The sequence below is a fragment of the Dietzia aerolata genome, from assembly GCF_014144865.1.
Lineage (GTDB): Bacteria > Actinomycetota > Actinomycetes > Mycobacteriales > Mycobacteriaceae > Dietzia > Dietzia aerolata.
In genome coordinates this window covers 1-4,944 of sequence record NZ_JAALDM010000036.1, presented here as the reverse complement: position 1 = coordinate 4,944, position 4,944 = coordinate 1, and the positions used below count along the sequence as shown (strand labels likewise).

Annotated in this window: 4 protein-coding genes and 1 pseudogene; all 5 read left to right on the top strand. The window is 69.7% G+C overall.

Annotated elements, in window-relative coordinates:
- Positions 1-396, top strand: a pseudogene (locus tag G6016_RS02890) (hypothetical protein); the annotation flags it as partial.
- Between the two features lie 7 nt (positions 397-403).
- Positions 404-1,621, top strand: coding sequence for a mannose-6-phosphate isomerase, class I (gene manA, locus G6016_RS02885; protein WP_338403489.1), 1,218 nt, complete (start codon positions 404-406; stop codon positions 1,619-1,621).
- 86 nt (positions 1,622-1,707) lie between these two features.
- A complete protein-coding gene (gene ahcY / locus G6016_RS02880; RefSeq protein WP_182631204.1) occupies positions 1,708-3,174 on the top strand; it encodes an adenosylhomocysteinase in 1,467 nt (488 codons plus the stop codon).
- Positions 3,175-3,279: 105 nt separating this feature from the next.
- On the top strand, positions 3,280-3,921 hold the full coding sequence (locus tag G6016_RS02875) for a dTMP kinase (protein ID WP_338403488.1): 642 nt from the start codon (positions 3,280-3,282) through the stop codon (positions 3,919-3,921).
- 234 nt (positions 3,922-4,155) lie between these two features.
- Positions 4,156-4,836 (top strand): MtrAB system response regulator MtrA, encoded by a 681-nt coding sequence (gene mtrA / locus G6016_RS02870; protein ID WP_187354271.1) that lies wholly within the window; start codon positions 4,156-4,158, stop codon positions 4,834-4,836.
- Positions 4,837-4,944: the final 108 nt, after the last annotated feature.

Sequence of the window (4,944 nt, the reverse complement as noted above, 5' to 3'; positions counted from 1 at the left end):
GCCGACGCGGTCTCGGAGGCCGTGTGCGCCCGCGCGGTCGCCGCGTTCTGCGACGCCGGCCGGATCACCGCCTCTACCTCCGTCGCGGACGCCGTACGCGGCCAGGCCGAGCGTGCCCAGGGCCGCCCGCCGGTCGATCCGCTGGCCAGCCTTTTCCACGACGACGAGCTGGACGGGCCACGCGATCATGTTCCCGTGCGTCACCTCGGTATGGTGTTGGGCGCGGACGAGGACCTCGTCCGGCTGGCCGCGGGCCCGCTCGCGGACGTCGAGTGGATCACCGACCGTGGTCAGGACACGGTCGGCGACGCCCCGGCCCCGTTGAGCGGAAAGGTGGCCGCGTTCATGGCCCGGACCGAACTCTCAGCCGCATACTTCGTCGTCGGGGGGCTGTAGGTCAGTGGTGGCACTCAGCCCGGTGGTCCAGGCCTACGCCTGGGGCTCCCGGACCGCACTCCCCGAGCTGTGCGGGATGACCTCCCCGGCTCCACACCCGGTCGCAGAGCACTGGTTCGGTGCCCATGACTCGGGCTCGTCGCTGTGCACCGACGGGCGGGGCCTCGACGCCAGGATCGCCGCCGATCCGCGAGGCGAACTGGGGGATCGGGTCCTTGACGAGTACGACGGGGACCTGCCGTTCCTGGTCAAGCTGCTCTCGGCCGAACAGGCACTGTCCCTGCAGGCGCACCCGTCCCCGGAGAAGGCCCGCGAGGGGTACGCGGCCGAGGACGAGCGGGGGGTCGCGCGCGATGCCTCCGAACGCAACTACCGGGACACCAACCACAAGCCCGAGATCCTCGTCGCGCTCACCGAGTTCCACGCCCTCGTCGGGTTCCGCCCCGTCGAGCGGACCATCGCACTGCTCGATGCGCTGGACGTCCCGTCCCTGCACCCGTACCGCGACATGCTCGCCGGCCAGCGCGACGCCGAAGGGCTGCGGGCGGTGTTCACCACGTTCGTGACGATGCCCCACAGCGTCATCGCCGACATCGTGCCCGAACTGGTCTCCTGTGCCGTTGGCTACCTGTCCGCCCACGGCGTCGACAGCCGCTGGTCGCCCGTGGCCGCCACCGTCACCGAACTGGCCGAGCGCTATCCCAGCGACCCCGGGGTGCTGGCGGCGCTGCTGCTCAACCGCGTCGTCCTCCGGCCCGGGGAGGCCGTGTACCTGGGCCCCGGCCAATTGCACGCCTACCTGCGCGGTGTGGGCGTGGAGGTCATGGCCAACTCGGACAACGTGCTGCGCGGGGGCCTGACCCCCAAGCACGTGGACGTGCCCGAGCTGATGCGCGTCCTCGAGTTCACGCCACTGGCCGACCCGACGGTGCGGCCGGAGACGGTGTCCCGCGGGATCCCCGGCGAGGTCGACTACCCCACGCCGGAGCCCGATTTCGCACTGTCACGCATCGAGATCCCGGCCGGGGCCGACCCCGTGACGTGGAGCCCGGACGGACCCGAGGTCCTGCTGTGCTCGGCCGGGACCGTCCACGTCGACGACGGGTCGTCGACCGAGACCCTCGACGCCGGCGGCGCCTGCTGGGTACCCGCCTCCACGAAGGAGATCGCGTTGTCCACGACAGCGGGGGCCACCGTGTTCCGGACCCGCGTCGGGGACCGGTGACCGGACCACCGTCGCGGGATCGCTCCCGCTAATGTGGTGCCCGGAGACTTTTCGTCAAAGAAAACAACAAGGAGCTGGTCGCACACATGTCTGCTGATCTGCAGGTGCAGTCCGTCAACGGTATCGAGTTCAAGGTGGCGGATCTGTCGCTCGCGGAGGCGGGCCGCAAGCAGATCCGTCTGGCCGAGCACGAGATGCCGGGCCTGATGGCGCTGCGCGAGGAGTACGCGTCCGAGCAGCCGCTGGCCGGCGCCCGGATCGCCGGCTCGATCCACATGACCGTCCAGACCGCGGTCCTGATCGAGACCCTCACCGCGCTGGGCGCCGAGGTGCGCTGGGCGTCCTGCAACATCTTCTCCACCCAGGACGAGGCGGCCGCCGCGGTCGTCGTGGGCCCGGAGGGCACCCCCGAGGCGCCGGCCGGTGTGCCGGTCTTCGCCTGGAAGGGCGAGACGCTCGAGGAGTACTGGTGGTGCACCGAGCAGATCATGACCTGGCCGGGCGAAGCCCCCAACATGATTCTCGATGACGGTGGCGACGCCACGATGCTGGTGATCAAGGGCACTGAGTTCGAGGCCGCCGGCGCCGTGCCGTCCGACGATGAGGCATGGTCGGCCGAGGAGAAGGTCTTCCACGCGCTGCTGCGTCAGTCCGTTCCGGCCAACCCGGGTAAGTACACCGAGATCGGCAAGTCGGTCAAGGGTGTCACCGAGGAGACCACCACGGGCGTCAACCGGCTCTACCACTTCCACCGCGAGGGTGTTCTGCCGTTCCCGGCGATGAACGTCAACGACGCGGTCACCAAGAGCAAGTTCGACAACAAGTACGGCACCCGCCATTCGCTGCTGGACGGCATCAACCGTGGCACCGACGCCCTCATCGGCGGCAAGAAGGCCCTGGTCTGTGGCTACGGCGACGTGGGCAAGGGCTGCGCCGAGGCGCTGGCCGGCCAGGGCGCGCGCGTGCAGGTCACCGAGATCGACCCGATCAACGCCCTGCAGGCCATGATGGACGGCTTCGACGTGGTGACCGTGGACCAGGCGATCGGCGAGGCCGACATCGTCATCACCGCGACCGGCAACAAGGACATCATCACCTTCGAGCACATGAAGGCGATGAAGAACAAGGCCATCCTCGGCAACATCGGCCACTTCGACAACGAGATCGACATGGCCGGCCTGGAGTCGGCCGCCGACGTCACGCGCATCAACATCAAGCCGCAGGTCGACGAGTTCGTCTTCGACTCGGACGGCCGCTCGATCATCGTGCTGTCGGAGGGGCGTCTGCTCAACCTGGGCAACGCCACCGGCCACCCGTCGTTCGTGATGTCCAACAGCTTCTCCGATCAGGTCATCGCCCAGATCGAGCTGTTCACCAAGGCCGACCAGTACCCGGTGGGTGTGCACCTGCTGCCCAAGATCCTCGACGAGAAGGTCGCCCGGCTGCACGTCGAGGCGCTCGGTGGCAACCTCACCAAGCTCGCCAAGGACCAGGCCGAGTACATCGGTGTGGACGTCGAGGGCCCGTACAAGCCCGAGCACTACCGCTACTGATCGGCCGCGACCGCCGCAGGTAGTAGGAATCACCGCAGTTAGTAGGGGGCAGGGGCGAGTGTGGGCACGGAGGCCGCGCCGAATATGGACCCGGAGGCCGAGCACGTGAGCGCACGACTCGTCGTGGTCGAAGGGCTGGACGGTGCGGGGAAGAACACCCTGACCACCGCGCTGGTCGCCGAACTCACCCGCCGCGGCCACACCGTGGGCCGCCTGGCCTTCCCCCGATACGGAACCCTGCACGCCGACCTGGCCGCCGATGCACTGCACGGCGGCCAGGCCGGCACCGCGGACTCCCCGCACGCGATGGCGCTGCTGTTCGCCATGGACAGACACGCCGCACTGGGGGAGTTGACCGCACTGAGCGCGGCCAACGACGTGGTCCTCCTCGACCGCTACGTGGCCTCCAACGCCGCCTACACGGCGGCGCGCCTCGGACCGGAACGTGCCGAGGAGGCGGTCGAGTGGATCGGTGCACTCGAATTCGACCGGTTCGGGCTGCCCGAACCGGACCTGCAGATCCTGCTCGACACCCCGGTCGACGTGGCCGCCAGGCGGGCCGGTGCCCGGGAAGCCGCCGACCCGGGACGTACCCGGGACCGGTACGAACGAGACGCGACCCTCCAGGCCGACACCGGCGCGAACTACCGCAGGCTTGCCGACTCTTCCTGGAGATCGCCCTGGACGGTCCTGGGGACCGACCCCGACGTGAGTGCGGTGGCTGACCTCGTCGTCGTCGGGACCTGATCAGACCTCGGGGCACCCGCAGGTGGGCGACGATCGCGCCCCCGCGTCGTTCCCACCGGCCCCACCGACCACGGGCCGGGCCCGGCTCCCGGTCGTTGCACCGATGAGCGAGCCGTACCCACGGTGCGTCGGTGCGGACGGGTAAGGTCGGATCGGGTGAGAATGCGCCTGCGGAGACCCCGCAGGTCGCGAGCGCCCGCACCCGACACGACACGCCGACAACAAGTGGTGACCATGACCCCCAAGATCCTCGTCGTCGACGACGACGCCGCGCTGGCAGAGATGCTCACCATCGTCCTGCGGGGCGAGGGGTTCGAGACCGAGGTCGTCGGCGACGGCATCAACGCCATCGACACCTTCCGGTCGGTCCAACCCGACCTGGTCCTGCTCGACCTCATGCTGCCCGGCAAGAGCGGAATCGACGTGTGCCGTGAGATCCGCGGCGAGTCGCGCGTGCCGATCGTCATGCTCACCGCCAAGACCGACACCGTCGACGTGGTGCTGGGCCTGGAGTCGGGAGCCGACGACTACATCATGAAGCCGTTCAAGCCCAAGGAGCTCGTGGCCCGCATCCGGGCGCGTCTGCGCCGCGGGGAGGACGAGCCGAGCGAGGTCCTGCACATCGGCGACGTGACGATCGACGTGCCCGCGCACACCGTCACCCGCGACGGCACCCCGATCCCGCTCACCCCGCTCGAGTTCGACCTGCTCGTCGAGCTCGCCCGCAAGCCGCGCCAGGTGTTCACGCGTGAGGTGCTGCTCGAGCACGTGTGGGGCTACCGCCACTCCGCTGACACGCGACTGGTCAACGTACACGTGCAGCGGCTGCGCGCGAAGATTGAGAAGGACCCGGAGAACCCTGAGGTGGTCCTCACCGTCCGCGGGGTCGGCTACAAGGCGGGCGCGGTCTCGTGACAGACGCTCGCCCGGACGACGCGGCGGCGTCCTCCGAGGACGAGCGCGACGCCCACGACGCCGCCGCCGAGGTCGGCCAGGTCGGCGACACCCGCGAGGCGCGCGACC